Genomic DNA, 19382 nt, shown 5'->3' with positions numbered 1-19382 from the left:
CCTCGTTCAGGGTCTTGCTGGGCTTCATCACGGCGTCCGTCTTCGCGCGGTCGACGTAGTAGTAGCCACCCAGGTCCACCGGGTTGCCCTGGACCGCGTTCAGCTCGTCCACGATCGTGGCCTCGGCCGCGGCCAGCTTCTCCGCGAGCGGGGCGAACTCCGCCGCGAGCGAGGCGTCCTCGGTCTGCCGGGCCAGCTCCTGCGCCCAGTACAGCGCCACGTAGAAGTGCGAGCCGCGGTTGTCGAGCTCCCCGACCTTGCGCGACGGCGACTTCCCCGTCTCCAGCAGCGTGCCGGTGGCGGCGTCGAGGGTCTTCCCCAGCAGCGCGGCGCGCGGGTTCGAGGTGGCGTCCGCGAGGAACTCGAGGGAGACCGCGAGCGCGAGGAACTCACCGAGCGAGTCCCACCGCAGGTGGTCCTCCTTGACGAGCTGCTGCACGTGCTTGGGCGCCGAGCCGCCGGCACCGGTCTCGAAGAGGCCGCCGCCGTTCATCAGCGGGACGATCGAGAGCATCTTCGCCGACGTCCCGAGCTCGAGGATCGGGAAGAGGTCCGTCAGGTAGTCGCGCAGCACGTTGCCGGTGACCGAGATGGTGTCCTCGCCCGCCTTGGCCCGCGCCAGCGTGTAGCGGGTGGCCTCGGCGACCGGGAGGATCTCGATGGTCAGGCCGTCGGTGTCCAGCTCGGCGAGCTGCGAGCGCACCTTCGCGATGATCTGGGCGTCGTGGCCGCGGGTCTCGTCCAGCCAGAACACGGCGGGGGCGCCGGTGGCCCGGGCGCGCTGCACGGCGAGCTCGACCCAGTTGCGGATCGGGGCGTCCTTGGTCTGGCAGGCGCGCCAGATGTCGCCGGCCTCGACCGCGTGCTCGAGGAGCACGTCGGAGCCGTCGAGCACCCGGACGGTGCCGGCGGCGGCGATCTCGAACGTCTTGTCGTGCGAGCCGTACTCCTCGGCCTTCTGCGCCATCAGGCCCACGTTCGGGGTGGTGCCCATGGTCGTCGGGTCGAAGGCGCCGTGCTCCCGGCAGAAGTCCACGGTCTCGGCGTAGAGCGGGGCGTAGGACGAGTCCGGGATGACGTACTTGGTGTCCTGCAGCGCGTCGTCGGCGTTCCACATCTGGCCGGACGAGCGGATGGCCGCCGGCATCGACGCGTCGATGATGACGTCGCTGGGCACGTGGAGGTTGGTGATGCCTCGCGAGGAGTCGACCATCGCGAGCCGCGGGCCGGAGGTGTAGCCGGCCTCGATGGCGTCGGAGATGGCCTTCTTCCTGTCCGCGGGGAGCTTGTCCAGCGCGGTCAGGATCGAGGCGAGCCCGTCGTTCGGGTTGGCGCCGACCGAGGCCAGGTCCTCGCCGAACTCGGCGAACACCGACGGGAAGTACGCGCGGACCGCGTGCCCGAACAGGATCGGGTCCGACACCTTCATCATGGTGGCCTTGAGGTGCACCGAGAACAGCACGCCCTTCGCGGCGGCATCGGCGACCTGCTCGGCCAGGAAGGCGTTCAGGGCGGCGGCGCTCATCACCGCGGCGTCGACGACCTCGCCCTCGAGCACCTTCAGCCCGTCCTTGAGAACAGTCTCGGTGCCGTCGGCGGCGGTGTGCACGATCCGCAGCGTGGTGGCGGCCGGGATGGTCACGGACCTCTCGGAGTGCCGGAAGTCGCCGTCGCTCATCGTGGAGACGTGCGACTTCGAGTCGGGAGACCAGGCGCCCATCGAGTGCGGATGCTTCTTGGCGAAGTTCTTCACCGACGCGGGGGCGCGGCGGTCCGAGTTGCCCTCGCGCAGCACCGGGTTGACCGCGGAGCCCTTGACGGCGTCGTACGCGGCCCGGGCCGACTTCTCGGCGTCGCTCTGCGGGTTCTCCGGGTAGTCCGGGATCGCGTAGCCCGCGGCCTGCAGCTCCGCGACGGCCGCCTTGAGCTGCGGGATCGAGGCCGAGACGTTGGGCAGCTTGATGATGTTCGCTTCGGGCGTCCTGGCCAGCTCACCCAGCTCGCTGAGCGAGTCCGGCACGCGCTGCTCCGCCGTCAGCAGGTCCGGGAACTGGGCGAGGATCCGGGCGGCCAGGGAGATGTCCCGCGTCTCGACCGCGACCCCCGCCTTGCCCGCATACGCCTCGATCACGGGGAGGAAGGAGTGCGTGGCCAGGGCCGGCGCCTCGTCCGTGTAGGTGTAGATGACCTTCATCGTCACTGCCGCGCCTCGCTGACGTGTTCGACTCCTGTGCTCGCCCGACACGCTATACCGTACGGGCGTTCTGGTGGGCGCGAGGTAGTGCGGCACACGCTACGGTGAGCAGCGGACCGGCTGTGTCCACGCGAGGGACAGGGGTGGGAGGGGCCATGGCGCCGAAGTTCAAGGTGCCCAAGCTGGAGGCGAACTCCTTCAAGGGGTGGACGTTCGTGCTCGTCGCGGGCGTCGTGCTGGCCGTCGTGGCGCTGTTCGCCCAGGGCTCGCTCAGCGGAGTCACCAACTCCACCGGGTGCGTGATGGCCGTGCAGGGCACCGCACCGCTGGACGTCTACCGCAATCCCGGCACCGAGCTCGGCCCGGTGGAGACGCTGCGCCCCGGCCAGAAGGTCGACGCGCAGCGCGGCGCCATCCAGAACGGCTTCCGCCAGCTCGTCGGGGACCAGCGGTGGGCGATCAACGAGCGCCTCGCCGCCACCTCCGGCAGCACGTGCTGAACCCGACATCGCGCCCCCGCGCCGGGTGGGGGAAAGTGTCCGGATGACCGTCGTCAGCTCCGTCAACGTGAACGGGGTGCGGGCCGCGTCCGGCAAGGGCCTGCTGGAGTGGCTGGCGACGAGCGGTGCGACGGCGATCTGCCTGCAGGAGACCCGGGCCCGCCCCGCGGACCTGCCGACGGCCTTCACCTCGGCGCTCGCGGGATGGCACCTCACGCTGGAGCCCGCGGAGGCACCGGGGCGCAGCGGCGTCGCGGTGCTCAGCCGGGACGAGCCCACCGCGGTCCGCCGCGGGATCGGCGCACCCGAGTTCGAGCGGTCCGGACGCTACGTCGAGGTCGATCTCCCCGGTGTCACGGTCGCGTCGCTGTACCTGCCCAAGGGCGAGGCCGGCACCCCGCGCCAGGAGGAGAAGGACCGTTTCCTCGCCGCACTGGCCCAGCACCTCGCCGAGGCGCGGGAGAAGGCCGCGGCCGGTGGCCGGGAGATGGTCGTCGCCGGGGACTTCAACATCGCGCCGGCCGAGGCGGACATCCGGAACTGGAAGGGCAACCTCGCCCACTCCGGCTTCCTGCCGCACGAGCGCGCGTGGTTCGCCGGGCTGTGCGACAGCGGCTGGACGGACGGCGTGCGCGCCCTGCACGAGGGCCCCGGCCCGTACACCTGGTGGTCCTACCGCGGCCGCGCGTTCGACAACGACGCCGGCTGGCGCATCGACCACGTCCTCGCCACCGCGGGCCTGCGCCCCGAGCACGCCGGGGTGGAGCGCGCCGCGGCCTACGACCGGCGCTGGTCGGACCACGCGCCCGTGACCGTGCGGTTCGGGCGCCCGTGATCCCGAGCCGGATGATCGGGGGGCGCTACGTCCTGCTCGACGGGCTGGGCCGGGGCCTGATGGGCCCGGTGTGGCGGGCCGAGGACCGGGTGACCGGCCGGCCCGTCGCCGTCCAGGAGCTCCCGCTGCCGACCGGCCTGTCCACCGCCGAGCACGCCGCGTTCCGCGAGCGGCTGCTGCGGGAGGCCCGCAAGAGCGGCGCGCTGGGCGATCCGGGCCTCCTCGGCGTCCACGACGTGCTGAGCGACACCGGAACCGACCACGTCGTCACCGAGCTGCTCGACGCCGTGCGCCTGTCGGACCACGTCGCGAGCGGCGGGCCCCTCGGGTCGGAGGAGGCCGCGGGGATCGCCCGGGGGCTGCTCGGGACGCTGCAACGCGCCCACGCGCAGGACCTCGTGCACGGGGCCGTCCGCCCCGGCGCGGTCTGGCTCGCCGCGGACGGGCGCATCGCCCTCGGGGACGTCGGCCTCGCCCGCGCCGCGGGCCCGGTGCTCCCGCCGCTGGCGGGACCGTTCGTCGCCCCCGAGCAGCGCGCGGGTGCCCCGCCCGCCCGGGCCGGCGATCTCTGGGGGCTGGGCGAGACGCTGGCCGCGAGCGGCGCCTACGGCGCCCCGCTGCACGACCTGGTCGTCGCCCTGCGCGCGGAGGACCCGGAGGACCGGCCCTCGGTGGACGAGGCGCTCGCGATGCTCGACGACGCCGAACCCGCGCGGCGGCGCGGCTGGTGGGCCCGCTTCACGAGATGACCGGGCGGCCCGCCGCCGGGTGTGGTCGGGCGGCCCGTCGCGGGCGCGATCGGCCGGCCCTCCGCGGGTGCGACCGGCCGGCCCGCCCCTGTGTGATCGGGCGGCCCGCCGCGGGTCTGATCGGGCGGCCCGCCGCCGTGTGATCGGGCGACATACTCTGGCGGGATGGTCCTGCTCCCCACACCGGCGGTCGAGACCCGGCCCGCCGCGGCGGACGTCCGGGCGGCGCTCGAGCGCGGCCCGGTCGACACCGACACCGCCGCGCTCCTCCTCGGCGCCCGCGGCCCCGAGCTCGAGGCGCTGCTCGCCGCGGCCGCCGCGGTGCGCGACGAGGGTCTGCGCGAGGCCGGGCGGCCCGGCGTCGTCACCTACTCCCGCAAGGTGTTCATCCCGCTGACCCGGCTCTGTCGGGACCGCTGCCACTACTGCACCTTCGCGACCGTCCCGCACCGCCTCCCGGCCGCCTACCTGGAGCTCGACGAGGTCCTGGAGATCGCCCGCCAGGGCGCCGCGCAGGGCTGCAAGGAAGCCCTGTTCACCCTGGGCGACCGCCCGGAGGAGCGCTGGTCGGCGGCCTCGGAGTGGCTCTCGGCCCGTGGCTATGCATCCACCCTGGAGTACGTGCGGGCCTGCGCGGTCGCGGTCCTGGAGGAGACGGGCCTGCTCCCGCACCTCAACCCGGGCGTGATGAGCCCCGACGAGCTGGCGATGCTGCGCCCGGTCGCGCCGAGCATGGGCATGATGCTGGAGACGACGTCCGTGCGGCTCTGGGCCGAGAAGTCCGGGCCGCACTTCGGCAGCCCCGACAAGGAGCCCGCCGTCCGGCTCCGCGCGATCGACGACGCCGGCCGCGCCGGTGTCCCCTTCACCACCGGCATCCTGATCGGCATCGGGGAGACCCGGGCCGAGCGCGCGGACGCGATCCTCGCGATGCGGGACTCGGCGCGGCGCCACGGGCACATCCAGGAGGTGATCGTGCAGAACTTCCGGGCGAAGCCGGACACCGCGATGGCCCACGATCCCGACGCGGACCTGGAGGACCTGGCCGCCACCATCGCCGTCACGCGGCTGGTCCTCGGCCCGCGGATGCGCGTGCAGGCGCCACCGAACCTGGTCGGCAGCGAGTTCGCGCTCATGCTGGCCGCGGGTATCGACGACTGGGGCGGCGTCTCACCGGTCACCCCCGACCACGTCAATCCCGAGCGGCCCTGGCCGATGATCGACGAGCTGGCCGCCCGCTCCGCCGAGTCCGGCTTCACGCTGCGGGAGCGGCTGACCGCCTACCCGCCGTACGTGCAGGCCGGCGCGGCGTGGATCGACCCGCGGCTGCACGCGCACGTCGGCGCGCTCGCCGGACCGGACGGGCTGGCCCGCGAGGACGCCGAGCTCACCGGCCGGCCCTGGCGGGACGCCGCAGCGTGATCGGAACAGCGTGAGCGGAGCAGCGTGAGCGGAGCTGCCTGATCGGAACAGCCCGATCCTGTGTCCCCGGTACCGTGGTGCCATGGGCGTACTCGGTGAGCTGTTCCCCGGTCCGAAGATCTCGGACGAGGCGGGTGAGGCCGGCGACGGCGAGAAGTTCCGCCTGGGCCCGATCGACCTGGAGAACGGCGTCGTGACGATCCGGCGGACGCAGGGTGGCGGGAACGACGCCGCCGTTGCCGGGACCGTCGCCGACGCGGGGCCGGACGGGGACGGCGACTAGGACCGCGCTGAAGGGCTCGGGCCTACTGCGCGCTACGGCCGGAGCCTTTCGGCACCGCTCCTAGCTCGCCTCCGGGCGACGCTCCTCCGTGGCGGCGTCCGCCTTGATCTCCTGCTCCGTGCGCTGCGTGGGGATCTCGCCGGACCCGGCGATCCGCACGGCGTTGCGGCCGGAGTCCTTGGCCTGGTAGAGCGCCCGGTCCGCGATCGCCATCGCGGACTCGACGGTCGTCCCCGGCGCGTGCGGCACCATCGTGCCGCCCACCGAGATGCTCAGGCCGCGGATGGACAGCGGCCCGTCGGGCGTGTCGACGGGGACGACGAGCGTGGTCACCCGGTGCCGGATCCGCTCGGCCACGGCGTAGAGCTCGGCCGCCGCGCGGTCCTCGGGCAGCCCGGGCAGCAGCACCACGAACTCCTCGCCGCCGAACCGGCCGACCAGGTCGTCCCCGCGGACCTCGGCACGCACCGCGTCCGCCACGGCCGCGAGCACCCGGTCGCCGGCGAGGTGGCCGTGGGTGTCGTTGACCCGCTTGAAGTGGTCCAGGTCCAGCACGAGCATCGCGAGGCCGGACTGGTCGCGGCGGGCACGGACCATGGCCTCGCCCGCGTGGGCGTTCCACGCCGCCGAGGTGAGCAGGCCGGTCTTGCCGTCCGTCGTGGCGGCGGCGGCCAGCTCGCGGTAGAGCACGGCACGCTGCAGCACCAGGATCGGCGCGAACGCGAAGAGCACGAACCACCAGGACACGGTGAGGGTGAGCGCCAGCATCGCGCCCAGGCACAGGGTCGCGAGCTCGACCGTGAGGTCGTCGAGGTGGCCGAACAGGTCCGTCATGCCCGCACCGGGCCGGCTCGTGGCCACGACGACGGCGATGAGCAGCGAGTTGACCGCGGCGTAGACGACGGTCGCCAGCGCGAGCGAGACGAGCCCGGTGATGCCGTCGGACCAGGTCTGCGAGCCCCCGCCGAGGCCGACCACGCCCTGCGCGGCGAACGCGGAGCCCAGCACCACCGCGGTGCTGAACACGTGCCGGTAGAAGGGGAAACGCCCCGGCTTCCACACCCGGAACCACAGGTACGTGTAGATGACGATGATCGTCGCGGTGCCCAGGGCCGGTGGCAGCAGCAGCGCCGCGGCGAAGGTCCAGATCGACGACAGGTCCGTGTAGGAGTTCTCGCCCACTCGGCGGCGGGCGCGCTCCACGCCCGTTGCCACCTCGGTGTGCACGATCCCGGCCAGCGCTAGCACACCGGAGAGGACGATCCCCTGTACGGATGTGTCGAGTCTCACCCAGGACACCGCAAGGAGGCACAGGACGGCCATCTCGACGACGCCCAGCACAGCGATCACCCGACTGGGCTGTGTCCACACGGCCCATCGGGTGATGCCACACCTCCGTCGAGGTGACTGCGCCACGAGTGTGACTCCTGTCCGGTCAAACTGGGGAGCGTTCATCCTCAGCGTAGTCAAGCGATCACACGGTTCGGATGCCCCGAACCGGTACCGAATTGGACCGTTCAACTACTCTGGGTGACGCAGGTGGGTCCACCCGTCCCGTGACGGTGGGCGACGCGCCGCGACGGGCGTACCCGACCTCGTAGTCGGGTCGTTGCCCGCTGTATCGGCGCGCGCCCTCTCGTCGTGGCACGGACCTCCGGATGCTCGATTGATCGGAGGGGGCGGTGCGGCCGTTACCCCGGACCGCACCTCGGGGAGGAGGGCGGGTGATGCGCGATCGCGCGGCGCCTGCCCCCCGGCCGACCCCCCGCCACGCGTCTGAACTGCTCTGTCGTCCCGCCCGTGTCCCCACGAGAGGGGCGATCCCGCCGTGCTGCGTGGGATCCGGCACTCCGGGAATGGAGCGACGCATGTGGGTGAACGGTCGAGAACACGTCGGCAAGAGGAACCCTACGCGCAATCGCGTCCGTTTCGGCGGATCCCGGGGCGAAGAAGATCACGGTGCGCGACGGAGCCCGGTGAACGGTGGAGATTCGGCGGCTGAACGCGTGGAAGGAGTGCCCCGTGCGCAATCGCGTCTGGTAATCGGTAATGATCCTGGGGAATGGCGGAAAGGGGCGCACAGTGCGTAACCGCGTCTGGTGACTCAAAGCGACAAGTTCGGTGGCGAAGGGAAGGGGAGTCCGTTGCGCAACCGCGTGTGGTGACCCGGGACGGCAGGACGGGCGACGACGGAAGGAGAGCTCGATGCGCAACCGCGTGTGGTGAGTGGGGACGACGTGATGGACACGAGAGGAAGGGGCGGCCGGTGCGCAACCGCGTGTGGTGAACCGACGGCGGCAGGACGGGAACGAGGGGAAGGAGAGCCCGGTGCGTAACCGCGTCTGGTGAGGAAGAGCTGAGGGAGACGGGAGCAGGACATGACAGGGAGGAGCAGCCGGTGCGCAACCGCGTGTGGTGACCAGCGAGGACGAGTCGGGAACGAGCGGGAGGAGTGGCCAGTGCGCAACCGGGTGTGGTGACCAGGGACCGGCTGACGGGAGCGAGCGGAAGGGGAGGCCAGTGCGTAACCGGGTGTGGTGACCAGGAGTCGGCTGACGGGAGCGAGCGGAAGGGGAAGCCAGTGCGCAACCGCGTGTGGTGACCAGCGAGGACGAGTCGGGAACGAGCGGGAGGAGCGGCCAGTGCGCAACCGGGTGTGGTGACCAGGAGTCGGCTGACAGGAGCGAGCGGAAGGGGAAGCCAGTGCGCAACCGCGTGTGGTGACCAGCGAGGACGAGTCGGGAACGAGCGGGAGGAGCGGCCAGTGCGCAACCGGGTGTGGTGACCAGGGACCGGCTGACAGGAGCGAGCGGGAGGGGAGGCCAGTGCGCAACCGCGTGTGGTGACCGAGAGCAGCAGGACGGGAACGAGCGAAAGGGGAGCCCGGTGCGCAACCGCGTGTGGTGAGTGCCCACGGCCGGCAGGAATCGACAGGAAGGGCGTTCGATGCGCAACCGCGTCTGGTGACCGTCAGTGAAAATCGACCGGGAAAGGAGGGGCTGTGCGTAACCGAGTGTGGTGAAAGAAGGGTGTCGGGCCGAATCGTGGAAGGAGCGCGCAATGCGCAACCGGGTCTGGTGAGAGAAATGATCGACTACGCAACGAACTACACCGTCCGTCATCGAAGGAAGAGATCGAGATGCGCAATCGCGTCTGGTGAAGGTCGAACGGCTCGCCGCACGGGCACCCGACCCGCCGCTCGTCCGTCCGCCCGCTCCGCATCCCGGGTGGACCGTCGCAGCGGCCGCGATCATCGAGGACCCGCGTCCCTCCTCGGACGTGAGATCGGTCCCCGCCGGGTGAGACAGCGAGACAGCCGCCCGCACCGTCGACCATGCTGGGGAGAACCGGTCACCGCTGAGCGCCGACCGCCCGGCGCGTACCGGGTCGAGACTCTCCGGATCCGACTGATCACGTTCAGTATCGACTTGCGACAGAGATCGACTGCGCGGCCGCGGGCCGCCTCGGGGGGCTTGTGCACCGGCGTCACGGGAACACGGGAGTGTTCCGGATCGGGGAGTTCCGTGCCCTGTGGGCGGCGGAGCTCGTCTCCATCGCCGGCGACCAGCTCGCGCGCGTCGCGTTCTCGGTCCTCGTGTACGGGCGGACCGGTTCGGCCGCCTGGTCGGCGGTCGTCTACGCGCTGACGTTCCTGCCCGCCCTGCTCGGCGGGGTCCTGCTCGGCTGGGTCGCGGACCGCTTCCGCCGCCGCGAGGTCATGGTCCTGGCCGACCTCGCCCGTGCCCTCCTCGTCCTGCCGCTGGCGCTGACCGGCCTCCCGTTGTGGCTGCTCTGCCCGCTGCTCGTGCTCGTCGTCGTGCTCGGTTCCCCGCACAGTGCCGCCCAGGGCGCCCTGTTGCCGGACGTGCTCGGTTCCGGTGAGCGCCTCGAGCGCGGCTTCGCCGTCCGCCAGATCACCAACCAGACCGCCCAGATCGGTGGCTTCGCGATCGGCGGCCTGCTGCTCGTCGTGATCAGCCCCGGCGTCGCGATCCTCGCCAACGCCGGGACCTTCCTGCTCTCCGGCCTGCTGGTCCGCTTCGGCGTGCGCCGCCGCCCCGCCCCGGTCGCCGCGGCCGACACCGACCGTCCGGTCGGCGCCGCCCGCAGCTGGTTCGACGACATCGCCGAGGGCGCGCGCACGGTCTTCGCTCATCCGCGCCTGCGCACGCTGGCCCTCGCCGTCTGGCTGGTCGGCTGCTTCGTCGCCCCGGAGGCGCTCGCCGCCCCGCTCGCCGACGCCCGCGAGGCGGGCTCCGCCGCCGTCGGGCTGCTGATGGCCGCGGATCCCGCGGGCAGCGTGCTCGGCGCCGTGATCGTGAGCCGCTGGATCCCGGAGGGCCTGCGCGAGCGGCTCGTCATCCCGTTCGCCGCGCTCGCGGGGGTGCCGCTGATCGTGTCGATGCTGGTCCCGAGCATCCCCGCCACGATCGTCCTGTGGGGTCTGACCGGGGCCTTCTGCACCGCGGCGCTGGTGCCCGCCCAGGCGGCGTTCCTCCGGAACACCCCCGCCGACCTGCGCGGACGGGCCACGGGGCTCGCCGCGTCGGGGCTCATCGCCGCGCAGGGGCTCGCCATCCTGGTCTGCGGTCTGGTGGCCCAGCGGTGGAGCGCGCCGGTGGCCGTCGGGGCCTGCGGTGCGGTCGGCCTGGTGCTCGCCCTGGGTCTGCTGTGCACGCGGGGTGCCCGCCCGGCCGCGACGTCGGAGCCGGCCACGGCCGCCCAGCAGGGCTAGCAGGACTCACCAGGTGCGATTGCGCACGACGTCTCTCCCGACCTCGGACGGAGTTGTGCCCGGTCGATTGTTCTCGCTCCGGCCGGCACCCGAGGGTGAAATCCGCAGCGACCTCGATCGCTCTGTGTGCACCGTCACACATCATGCGGGTGCGAACGGGTGATTCCCGACCTCCGGGGAGGTGCCCGCGGGCGGCCGCGCCGGCCCGCCGCGGCGCCGCCGGGAACCGGGTGGCGGCCGGTTGAGAGACTGGACCCATGACCGGGACCGACCCTGCCGCCCACCGTCCCCGGGTGCTCTCCGGCATCCAGCCCACCGCCGACTCGTTCCACCTCGGGAACTACCTCGGCGCCGTGCGGCAATGGGTGGCCCTGCAGGACGACCACGACGCGTTCTACTTCGTCCCCGACCTGCACGCGCTCACGGTCGACCACGACCCGGCCACCCTGGCCGCCCGCACCCGCAACGCCGCCGCGCAGCTGCTGGCGCTCGGGCTGGACCCGGAGCGCTGCACGATCTTCGTGCAGTCGCACCTGCCGCAGCACTCGCAGCTGACCTGGATCCTGGACTGCTACACGGGCTTCGGCGAGGCCTCGCGGATGACGCAGTTCAAGGACAAGGCGGCCAAGCAGGGCACGGACCGGGCCTCGGTCGGGCTGTTCGGCTATCCGGTGCTGATGGCCGCGGACATCCTGCTCTACCAGGCCCATCGGGTGCCGGTGGGCGAGGACCAGCGCCAGCACCTGGAGCTCACCCGCAACCTCGCGCAGCGCTTCAACCAGCGCTTCGGCGAGACCTTCGTGGTGCCGGAGCCCTTCATCCCGGCAGGCGCGGCGAAGATCCAGGACCTGCAGGACCCGACCGTGAAGATGAGCAAGTCGGCGTCGACGCCCGGCGGCATCGTCGAGCTGCTCGACGACCCGAAGCGGATCGCCAAGAAGATCCGCTCGGCCGTCACGGACAACGAGCGGGAGATCCGGTACGACGTCGAGACCAAGCCCGGCGTCGCCAACCTGCTGACCATCTACTCCGCGCTCACCGACCGGAAGGTCACCGAGCTCGAGGCCGACTACGAGGGCAAGGGCTACGGGGACCTGAAGAAGGACCTGGCCGACGTCGTCGTCGCGTTCGTTGAACCGCTGCGGGAACGGGTACAGGAGTACCTGGGAGACCCGGGCGAGCTCGATCGCGTCCTCGCCCGCGGCGCCACCCGTGCGGGTGAGGTCGCGAGCGCGACACTGGACGCGGTGCACGGCAAGATCGGGTTCCTGCCGCCGACCACGTAAGAGGGGTGCCCCATGGCAGAGGAACCGGCCGAACCCACTGCCATGGAGAAGGCCAGGGCCCGCGCGCCCTGGCTGGACCACGTCATGCGGGCCGGCACCCGCTACACGGACAAGCACGGTGACCACTACGCCGCCGCGATCACCTACTTCTCGGTGCTGGCGCTGGTGCCGATCCTGATGGTCGCCTTCGCGATCGCCGGGTTCATCCTGCGCGGCCAGCCCGCCCTGCTCGAGCAGATCCAGGCGGGCATCGCCGAGCAGGTCCCCGGCACCCTGGGCGACACGATCAACGACGTCATCAAGCAGGCCATCAGCCAGGCCGGCGCGGTCGGGGCGTTCGGTCTCGTCGGTGCGCTGTACTCCGGCATCGGGTGGATGAGCAACCTGCGGGAGGCACTGTCCGAGCAATGGGCGCAGCCGCCGGACGCGCCCAACGTCGTCAAGAAGACGCTGTTCGACCTGCTGGCCCTGCTCGGGCTGGGCCTGGCGCTGATCCTCTCCTTCGCGGTGTCGGCGGCGGGGAGCGCCTTCGGGGCGCTGCTGCTCGACCTCGTCGGGCTGGGGGACCAGGGCTGGGCGCGGTTCCTGCTCGGGCTGTTCGGCGTGCTCCTGGGCCTGTTGGCGAACTGGCTGGTCTTCCTGTGGGTGATCGCCCGGCTGCCGCGGGCGCCCGTCGCGGCCCGCAGCGCCGTCAAGGCCGCGGTCATCGGCGCGATCGGCTTCGAGGTGCTCAAGCAGGTCATGCAGATCTACCTGTCGAGCGTCACCAAGTCCGCGGCCGGTGTCGCCTTCGGGCCCATCATCGGTCTGATGGTCTTCGCCTTCTTCACCTCGCGCTTCATCCTGTTCATCACCGCCTGGGCCGCCACGGCCGCGGAGAACGAGCAGGACGAGCCGGTGGACGTCCCCGCCCCCGCCGTGATCCGCCCGGAGCTGGTCGTGCACAAGCGGCCCAGCCCCGCCGCGGCCGCCGGGCTCGTCGGCGCGGGCGCGGTCACGGTCCTCGGCGGCATCCTGGGCGTCCGCGCCTTCCGCCCCCGCCGCTGAGCCCTCCCGACCGGCCGCCCCCGACCCCACCCACCCCCCCGCGAGTCGGCACTTTCGGGAGGCCGAATGTGCGATCTGCGACGTCAGCGGGTCCCGCTCGGACCAGCCGGGTCGTGAGCGGCACACCCCCTCCGGGGGGCGTCGCCGCTCACCGGGGTCGGCGGCGCAGGACGACGACGGTGGCCGTCGCGGCGATCACGGCGAGCAGCGCGATGCCGGCGACGACCCACGGAGCCCGGGAGGGGACCGGCGCCGGTGCTGCGGCCCCGGCCGGGAGCGCCGTCGCGGTGGACTGCGGGGGAGGGGCCGGGCGGGCGTCGACCAGGGTGCCGACCGGGCTCGCGGCGGACAGGGCGAATCCGTAGTCCAGCAGGGCCGCCGCCTGCGCGACCATCCGGGTGGGCCGCTGCTCGCCGCGCACCATCGCGACGATTAGCCGCCGCCCGTTCCGCTCCGCGGCACCTACGAAGGTGTGCCGGGCCGCGTCCGTGAAGCCCGTCTTGCCCGCCAGGGCGCCGGGATAGGACCCGAGCAGCGGATCGTCGTTGGAGAGCAGGAAACCGGGCTTGGCCGCGAAGCCGGGGAACGGGACCGTCCTGGTCGCGAGGGTCTCGCGGACGAGCTGGTCCCGCAGCGCGACCCGGAACAGCAGGGCGAGATCGTAGGCCGACGTCGACATGCCGGGACCGTCCAGACCGGACGGGGTGGCGGGCCGGGTGTCGAGCGCGCCGAGCGCCTCGGCGTGCTGCTGCATGTCGGCGAGGGTCGCCGGCACGCCGCCGAGGGTGCGGGCCAGCGCCATCGCACAGTCGTTGCCGGAGTTGAGGAGCAGCCCGGTGAGCAGCTGCCGCACCGTGTACTGCCCGCCCGGTCCGATCCCGGCCCGGCTCCCGTCGACCTGGACGTCCTCGGGGGTGGCGACGACGACGGCGTCCGGATCGAGCCTCGCGCGCACGACGAGCGTCGTGAGGATCTTGAGGGTGGACGCCGGGCGCTCGCGGGCGTGGGGATCGTGCGCGGCGAGCACGGCGCCGGTGTCCAGGTCCGCGACCACCCAGCCCGTGGCGGTGACGGCCGGGGGCGGCCCCGCGCCGTCGGGGAGCACGTCGCCGCACGCCCCCATCCGCGCACCGCCGACCGGCTCGGCCGGCACGGGGACCGCGGGAACCGCGACCGTCTCCTCGACGGCGGGCGGCCCGCTCGGTGCCTCCCGCCCGGCACAGACCGCGGGGACCGCCCCGGTGGCGGGTGCCGCCTGCGCGACGGGCGGGCCGACGAGCAGCACCGCAGCGACCACCCCGAGAACCGCCCCCACCCGCACCCCTGCACCCTACTGTGGGCGCCGCCGCCCCTGCGACGGGTCACCGGCGCTCATGACCGGTTTGACCTGCGGAAACGTGCCCCGTCCGGGGACGGCTGACGGGTCAGGCGGGGGTGCGTTCCAGCTCCGCCTTGATCCGGTCGAGGGTGGTGCGCATGCCGTCGATCATCATCGTCTCGCGGTCACGGCCGAGGATGCCGCTCGCGGCGAGGAGCTTCGCGGGGACGGCGAGGGCGCCGGTGCGGTCGCGCCACTGCACCAGCCGGACGCCGCCCGCGACCGGTTCGATCCGGTAGCCCCAGGTCATCGCGCTCTCGAGCACCGTGAACGCGAAGGCCCGCTCCGGCTCGCAGGTCACGACCCTGCAATGGGTGGTCCACCGGATCCGGCCGTGCCGGTTGCGGCCCACGAACCGGGCGCCCGCGGCGGGACCGGTCGCGCCGCCCTTCCACGCGCCGCCGGTGCACTCCGGGCTCCACTCGCCCACGCGCGTGATGTCGCTGATCAGGGCCCAGGCCTGCGCCGGGGTCGCGTCCACCTCGACGCTCGTCTCGTCCACGGCCGCATTGTGCGCGGCCGGTGACCTGCGCGGCACGCCCACCACGCGATCGGGGTCATGATCGTCGTTCTGGTGCTCACACGCACACCCCGAATGTCCTGGCGCACGCGAATGCCGATCATGGGCTCGGTGCCGATGCCGGTCATGGGGCCTGTCGGTCGTTCACGGACGAGTGTCTCGCCACGACGCGGCGTGCTGGACGCACCTCGGGAGCCGCGGTCCGGCACCATGGACGGGATGCGCGAGTACGGCAGCACCCCGCAGACCGACGGCCCTCCGGCCGACGGTCCTGCTCCGGACGCGCGCCCCGAGGGCCCGGACGCCAGCACGGAACAGGTGGGCAGGCCCGAGGAGGACGCGGCGGTACGCCCGCCGGTCCCGGGATCGGGTGCCCCGTCGGGGCGGCACGCGGTGGGGCCGGGGGAGCGGCCGAGCATGTCGGTGGCCCCGGAGCGTTCGCGCGCCCGGCCGGCCCCGGCCCCGCCGACCGCCCAGCCGGGTCCGTCGGCCCAGCCGGGTCCGTCGGCCCAGCTAGGTCCGTCGGCCCAGCCGGGTACCTCTGTGCAGCCCGGACCCTCCGCGCAGCCGGGGCCCGCTGCTCACCCCGGACCCTCCGCCCAGCCGGGGCCCCCTGCTCACCCCGGACCCTCCGCCCAGCCCGGTCCGTCGTCCCCGGGGCCGACCTCTCGGTCGCGGCCCTCGACGCAGCGGGCCCCCGGCCCCGGGGCTCCGTCCGGCCCCGGGGCTCCGTCCGGTCCGGGGGCTCCGTCCGGCCCGCCGGCCCGGTCCGGTCCGCCCGGTCATCCGGGCGCCCCCGCCCCGCACCAAGCCCCCGCCCCGCACCAGGCACCGACCCCGCACCAGGCACCGACCCCGCACCAAGCACCAGGCCCGCACCAAGCACCAGGCCCGCACCCCGGCCCGGCCCCGCACCCGCGCGGCTCCGCGCCGCACCCCGGTGGCCGGCCCGGTCCCGGCGGGCCGCCCGGACCGTCCGCCCAGCCCGGACCGTCCGCCCAGCCCGGACCGTCCGCCCAGCCCGGACCGTCCGCCCAGCCCGGGCCGCCGGGCCAGTCCGGCCCGCCTCCCGGTCGCCCGCGCCCGCCGCTGCCTCCGCGCCCGGGTCCCGGTGCTCCCGCGCGGTCCGGGCCCCAGGGCCCGCCCAGCGCGTCCGGGGCCCCGGGCGGCCCGCGGGGTGACCAGGGCCCCGTGACCCGGCGGCCCCCCGCCCGCCCCGTCCCGCCCCCGTGGCTCCGCGTGCCGCAGCCCGAGCCACCGCGCCGCGACGACCGGCGCACCGAGCTGATGCCGCCGTTCGCGAACCTGGACCAGCCGACCATCCGGTTCGCGCCGATCCGGGTCGAGCCGCGGGAGGACCGCACCGAGGTCATCGGCGGCGAGGCGTCGAAGCCGGCCGGCCAGTCCCTGCTGCGCTCGAGCTCGATGATGGCGGTGGCGAACCTCGCCAGCCGCGTCACCGGCTTCCTGCGCCAGATCGCGCTGGCCGCGGTGCTGTCGTTCGGCCTGGTCAACAGCTCCTACACGGTGGCGAACACGCTGCCCAACATCGTCTACGAGTTCCTCCTCGGCGGCGTGCTGACCAGCGTGATGATCCCGCTGCTGGTCCGCGCGCAGAAGGAGGACGCGGACGGCGGCGAGGCCTACACCCGCCGGCTGCTGACCATGGCGGGCGCCGCCCTGCTCGTCGCCACGGTCATCGCGGTGGCTGCCGCGAAACCGCTGGTCGCGCTGTACGTCGGCGGAGAGACCACGAGCTCGGCGAATCCCGAGCTGGCCACGGCGTTCGCCGTCCTGCTGCTGCCCGAGATCTTCTTCTACGGCATCGGCGCGCTCCTGGGCGCGATCCTCAACAGCAAGGGGCGGTTCGGCGCGTTCGCGTGGGCGCCCGTGCTCAACAACGTCGTCGTGCTGGGCGTGCTGCTCGTCTACGTGCTGGTCCCGGGGGAGATCTCCCTCGACCCGGTGCGGATGGGCGACACCAAGCTGCTCATCCTCGGCATCGGCACCACGCTCGGGATCGTCGTCCAGGCCGCCGTCATGCTGTCCGCGATCCGCAAGGTCGGGATCTCGCTCAAGCCGCTGTGGGGCTGGGACCCGCGGCTGTCGTCGGCGGGCGGGCTGGCGCTGTGGGTGGTCGGGTACGTGCTGGTCGGGCAGGCCGGGCTGATCGTCACCACCCGGGTCGCGTCCGCCGCGGACCCCGGCGCCTACGCGATCTACTCCAACGCCTGGCTGCTCCTGCAGGTGCCGTACGGCGTGCTCGGCGTCTCGCTGCTCACCGCGCTGATGCCCCGCATGAGCCGGGCGGCGGCGGAGAACCGGATCGACGACGTCGTCAAGGACCTGTCGCTGGGCAGCCGGCTCTCGACGGTCTTCCTGGTGCCGATCTCGGTCCTGCTGACCTTCTTCGGTACCGAGGTCGGCCTCGCGCTGTTCTCCCTGGGCGCCGGCAACGCCAACGGGGGCGCCGCCAAGCTCGGCACGGCGCTGGCCTTCTCCGCCTTCGGCCTGATGCCCTACGCGGTGACGCTGCTGCAGCTGCGCGTGTTCTACGCGATGACGGACAGCCGGACGCCGACGCTGATCATGCTCGGCATCGTGGTCGTGAAGATCCCGCTGCTCCTGCTGTGCCCGGTGCTGCTCCCGCCCGAGAACGTCGTGCTCGGCCTGGTCGCGGCCAACAGCCTCTCGTACGTGGTCGGCGCGGTGATCGGGCAGGTCGTGCTCGCGCGGCGGCTGGGACCGGTCCGCACCCGCGAGGTCCTGGACACCCTCTGGCGCACCCTGATCGCCTCGCTCGCGGGCGGCGCGGTGGCGTACCTCGTCGGCCTCGGCATCGAGTCGGGCGTCGGGGGCTCGGCGGGCGGGGCCTGGCTGGTGCTGGCCGTGGCGCTGGTGGTCGCGGCCCCGGTGATGCTGGTGCTCATGAAGCTGCTGCGCCTGCGAGAGCTCGCCCCGCTCTGGCGCCGCCTCCCCGCCCGCTTCCGCTAGATCCGGAGATGAGCGAACGGCCCCTTCGCTCATACCTAGTGAGCGAGAGTGCCGCTCGCTCACACGGACACGACCCCCGCACCACGAGGGTGCAGGGGCCGTTTCCGCAGCTCAGCGGGGGGTCGTAAGTGGTGATCGCCCTCCGGGGGGCGGTGCCACTCACGGGGTCACTCGTCGGGATCGTCCGCGAGGTCCGCGGAGGCGTGGCCGTTCGTGGTGCTCTTGACGGTCGCGCGGGAGCGGGTGGAGCGGCGCTGCGCCGGGCGCGGGGGCGGCGGCGGGGTGGCCGAGGAGCCGCCGGGGCCGCGGCCCAGGATCAGCTCCGCGAAGGTGGCCATGGCCTCGTCGAGCTGGCCGGCGTTGCGGCGCTCCGACTCCTCGTTGGCCTTGGCGACGAGCGCGGTGACCGACGTGGTGTCCGGGCGGGCCCGCAGCACCGAGTCGATGTCGCCGAGCTTGCCGTCGAACTCGCCGAAGCGGGAGTCGACCGCGCCGGACAGCTCGCCGAGGCGGCTGTCGACCGCGCCGGAGAACTCGCCGAGGCGGTCGCCCAGGCCGGACTCCACGGAGTCGATCTTGCCGGCGACGGCCTCGAGCCGGCCGGCGAGGATCTCCAGGCGCTCGGCCAGGGAGTCCAGGGCCTCGGTGGGGTCCACCGCGGGGCGGCCGGCGAGGTCCTCGAGGCGGCGGTGCAGGCCGACGCTGGTGTCGCCCAGCAGGTTGCGGACGCCCTCGTTGTTCTCCTCGACGGAGCGCAGCGCGCCGTCGAGCTGCTCGCGCACCATCTTCTCCACGCCGTCGACGCGCTCCTTGATCGGCGTCGCCACCGAGTTCGGCATCGCGTCGAGCCGCATCTCGTGCCGGTCGAGCCGGTTGTCGAGGTCGTCGAGGCGCTTGTGCAGGCCGCCGAGGCGGTCGTCCAGCCCGTCCATCCGGCCGGAGACGCCCTCGAGCCGGCCCGCCATGCCGTCGAGACGGCCGTCGAGCTGGGCGAAGGGCTTGGCCAGCTTGTCCGGCAGCGACTCCACCGCCCGCAGGACCGACGCGAGCGTGGCCTCCTGCTGGTCGACCTTGGCGACGGTCTCGTCCAGGCGCTCGGCGAGCACCCCGACCTCGGTGCGGTCCGGCAGCTCGGTGAGGCGCTTGCGGACGGTGCCCAGCGCGTCGAGCGCGGAGAGCCGGGCGTGGATCTCGTCGAGGGAGTCGAAGATCTGCTGCTGTTCGGAGTCGCGGATCTCGGCCGCGCGCATGAGCATGCCGCGCATCCGGTCGAACGACATCGTCGAGTTATCGCTCATGAGGCTTCGGGGAGCTTCCTGTGATCCGGATGGGGGAGCGGGGAACGCTGCAGTGAGGGTAGCGAGTCCGGTTTCGCGGCTCACACTAGGCCGTCCGGGTGGTGGCTGTGACACAGCGTTCGCTCGATCCGGCCAGGTGGG

13 protein-coding genes and 1 pseudogene are annotated in these 19382 nt (G+C 73.2%); 9 read left to right on the top strand and 5 right to left on the bottom strand.

The window, feature by feature from the left end:
• The coding region (locus ABD324_RS33955) for an NADP-dependent isocitrate dehydrogenase (RefSeq protein ID WP_344427562.1) at positions 1-2194 on the bottom strand (2194 nt) is incomplete at its 3' end.
• A 155-nt stretch (positions 2195-2349) separates the two neighbouring features.
• On the opposite strand from ABD324_RS33955, the gene ABD324_RS33950 reads away from it, so the two are divergent.
• From ABD324_RS33950 to ABD324_RS33930, 5 genes and pseudogenes are all read left to right on the top strand, one after another.
• Positions 2350-2694 (top strand): hypothetical protein, encoded by a 345-nt coding sequence (locus tag ABD324_RS33950; RefSeq protein WP_344426834.1) that lies wholly within the window; start codon positions 2350-2352, stop codon positions 2692-2694.
• 43 nt (positions 2695-2737) lie between these two features.
• Positions 2738-3529 (top strand): exodeoxyribonuclease III, encoded by a 792-nt coding sequence (locus ABD324_RS33945; RefSeq protein WP_344426831.1) that lies wholly within the window; start codon positions 2738-2740, stop codon positions 3527-3529.
• Between the two features lie 11 nt (positions 3530-3540).
• Positions 3541-4278 (top strand): protein kinase domain-containing protein, encoded by a 738-nt coding sequence (locus ABD324_RS33940; RefSeq protein ID WP_344426828.1) that lies wholly within the window; start codon positions 3541-3543, stop codon positions 4276-4278.
• A 165-nt stretch (positions 4279-4443) separates the two neighbouring features.
• Positions 4444-5688 (top strand): annotated as a pseudogene (gene cofG, locus ABD324_RS33935) (7,8-didemethyl-8-hydroxy-5-deazariboflavin synthase CofG); the annotation flags it as partial.
• Positions 5689-5782: 94 nt separating this feature from the next.
• Positions 5783-5983: a hypothetical protein gene (locus tag ABD324_RS33930; RefSeq protein ID WP_344426826.1), complete on the top strand. Its 201-nt coding sequence runs from the start codon at positions 5783-5785 to the stop codon at positions 5981-5983.
• A 60-nt stretch (positions 5984-6043) separates the two neighbouring features.
• On the opposite strand, the gene ABD324_RS33925 is transcribed toward ABD324_RS33930, so the two are convergent.
• Positions 6044-7333, bottom strand: coding sequence for a GGDEF domain-containing protein (locus ABD324_RS33925; RefSeq protein WP_344426823.1), 1290 nt, complete (start codon positions 7331-7333; stop codon positions 6044-6046).
• A gap of 2152 nt (positions 7334-9485) precedes the next feature.
• On the opposite strand from ABD324_RS33925, the gene ABD324_RS33920 reads away from it, so the two are divergent.
• From ABD324_RS33920 to yhjD, 3 genes are all read left to right on the top strand, one after another.
• Positions 9486-10718, top strand: coding sequence for an MFS transporter (locus ABD324_RS33920; protein WP_344426821.1), 1233 nt, complete (start codon positions 9486-9488; stop codon positions 10716-10718).
• 257 nt (positions 10719-10975) lie between these two features.
• A complete protein-coding gene (gene trpS, locus ABD324_RS33915; RefSeq protein WP_344426819.1) occupies positions 10976-12004 on the top strand; it encodes a tryptophan--tRNA ligase in 1029 nt (342 codons plus the stop codon).
• Positions 12005-12016: 12 nt separating this feature from the next.
• Entirely contained in the window at positions 12017-13051 is a 1035-nt protein-coding gene (gene yhjD / locus ABD324_RS33910) for an inner membrane protein YhjD (RefSeq protein ID WP_344426816.1), read from the top strand.
• Between the two features lie 148 nt (positions 13052-13199).
• On the opposite strand, the gene ABD324_RS33905 is transcribed toward yhjD, so the two are convergent.
• Positions 13200-14372: a D-alanyl-D-alanine carboxypeptidase family protein gene (locus ABD324_RS33905; protein ID WP_344426813.1), complete on the bottom strand. Its 1173-nt coding sequence runs from the start codon at positions 14370-14372 to the stop codon at positions 13200-13202.
• Positions 14373-14475: 103 nt separating this feature from the next.
• Positions 14476-14931 (bottom strand): SRPBCC family protein, encoded by a 456-nt coding sequence (locus ABD324_RS33900; RefSeq protein ID WP_344426810.1) that lies wholly within the window; start codon positions 14929-14931, stop codon positions 14476-14478.
• A gap of 1257 nt (positions 14932-16188) precedes the next feature.
• On the opposite strand from ABD324_RS33900, the gene murJ reads away from it, so the two are divergent.
• Positions 16189-17943: a murein biosynthesis integral membrane protein MurJ gene (murJ, locus tag ABD324_RS33895; protein ID WP_344426808.1), complete on the top strand. Its 1755-nt coding sequence runs from the start codon at positions 16189-16191 to the stop codon at positions 17941-17943.
• A gap of 167 nt (positions 17944-18110) precedes the next feature.
• Here the strand turns inward: murJ and ABD324_RS33890 are convergent, their stop codons facing one another.
• Positions 18111-19241, bottom strand: a complete 1131-nt coding sequence (locus tag ABD324_RS33890) for a PA containing protein (RefSeq protein WP_344426805.1) — start codon at positions 19239-19241, stop codon at positions 18111-18113.
• Positions 19242-19382 lie beyond the last annotated feature (141 nt).

Origin of the sequence: Pseudonocardia ailaonensis (assembly GCF_039531635.1) — a bacterium.
Classification (GTDB): domain Bacteria; phylum Actinomycetota; class Actinomycetes; order Mycobacteriales; family Pseudonocardiaceae; genus Pseudonocardia; species Pseudonocardia ailaonensis.
The sequence above is the reverse complement of the archived record's forward strand: the minus strand, read 5'-3'. Positions and strand labels throughout refer to the sequence as shown.